Annotated in this window: 2 protein-coding genes; both read right to left on the bottom strand. The window is 45.4% G+C overall.

Features of this window, described 5'->3' with window-relative positions:
- A partial coding sequence (locus C1A47_RS17490; protein WP_111896287.1) for an FAD-binding protein occupies positions 1 to 779 on the bottom strand: 779 nt, incomplete at its 3' end.
- A 17-nt stretch (positions 780 to 796) separates the two neighbouring features.
- The gene (locus C1A47_RS17485; protein ID WP_111896288.1) at positions 797 to 1,546 is read right to left on the bottom strand and encodes an electron transfer flavoprotein subunit beta/FixA family protein; all 750 of its coding nucleotides are present in this window, start codon (positions 1,544 to 1,546) and stop codon (positions 797 to 799) included.
- Positions 1,547 to 1,555: the final 9 nt, after the last annotated feature.

Below are 1,555 nucleotides of genomic sequence, written 5' to 3'. Positions count from 1 at the left end.
ATACCCACAGCAATGTACAAGTCAGGTGCAACAATCTTACCTGTTTGACCCACTTGCATGTCGTTTGGTACAAAGCCTGCATCAACGGCTGCGCGTGATGCACCTTGTGCTGCACCCAATTTGTCTGCCAATGGATCAAGCACTTTGTGATAGTTTTCACCTGAACCCACACCACGACCACCAGATACCACAATGCGTGCTGCTGAAAGTTCTGGACGTTCAGTTTTTACGATTTCTTCTGTCACGAATTTCGATACACCAGCATCTTTCGCTTCACTTACCGCTTCAACTGCTGCCGCACCACCTTCTGCTGCAACAGCATCAAATGCAGTCGTACGTACAGTCGCAACCACAATCGCTTCTTCTGATTGTACAGTCGCAATGGCATTGCCTGCATAAATCGGGCGTTTGAAGGTATTTGCAGATTCAACTGCAATGATGTCGCTGACCATGCTGACATCAAGTAACGCTGCAACGCGTGGCAGGATGTTTTTACCTGTAGTGGTAGCCGCTGCCAAAATGTGGCTATAGCCTTTACCTAGATCTGCAACCAATGCAGCGATATTTTCAGCAAGTTGATGTGCATAAGCAGCATTGTCTGCCAATAGCACTTTACTTACACCTGCAACTTTTGCTGCTGCATCCGCAACGGCTTGTGCACCTGAACCTGCCACAAGGATGGTGATATCGCCACCAATTTTTTGCGCTGCTGCGACAACATTTAAGGTTGCGCCATTTAATGTCTGATTGTCGTGCTCAGCGATGACTAAAATACTCATGATGTTATCCCTGCCTTTTAGATCACTTTCGCTTCGTTTTTAAGTTTTTCAACAAGCTCATCGACTGATTTCACTTGTACGCCTGCTTGACGTTCTGCTGGAGCTTCAACTTTTAATGTTTTCAGTTTACTGCCCGTTGCTACGCCATAATCTGCTGGAGATTTAGTCTCAAGCGGCTTTTTACGTGCTTTCATGATGTTTGGTAGAGCCGCATAACGTGGTTCGTTCAAACGTAAGTCTGTGGTAATGATCGCAGGCAAGTTCAATTCAACGGTTTGCAAACCACCATCGATTTCACGAGTGACTTGAACTTTGTCACCATCAACCTTAACTTCAGAGGCAAATGTTGCCTGACCTGCACCTAAAAGTGCTGCCAACATTTGACCGACTTGGTTAGAGTCATCATCAATGGCTTGTTTACCGAGCAAGATCAGTTGTGGTTGTTCTTGGTCTACGACACCTTTTAAGATTTTCGCAACTTCTAAAGCACCGATTTCATCAGCTGTTTCAACCAAGATACCACGGTCAGCACCAAGCGCCATTGAAGAACGGATTTGCTCCTGCGCTTCTTTTGCACCCACTGAAACCACGATGATTTCAGAAACAATGCCTTTTTCTTTCAAGCGAACCGCTTCTTCAACTGCGATTTCACAGAATGGGTTAATTGACATTTTTACGTTGGTTAAATCAACACCACTATTGTCCGGCTTAACGCGAACTTTAACGTTGGCATCTACCACACGTTTGACAGCAACAAGAGCCTTCATGTATTCCTC

Source organism: Acinetobacter sp. MB5 (assembly GCF_003261585.1).
Taxonomy (GTDB): Bacteria; Pseudomonadota; Gammaproteobacteria; order Pseudomonadales; family Moraxellaceae; genus Acinetobacter.
The sequence above is the reverse complement of the archived record's forward strand: the minus strand, read 5'-3'. Positions and strand labels throughout refer to the sequence as shown.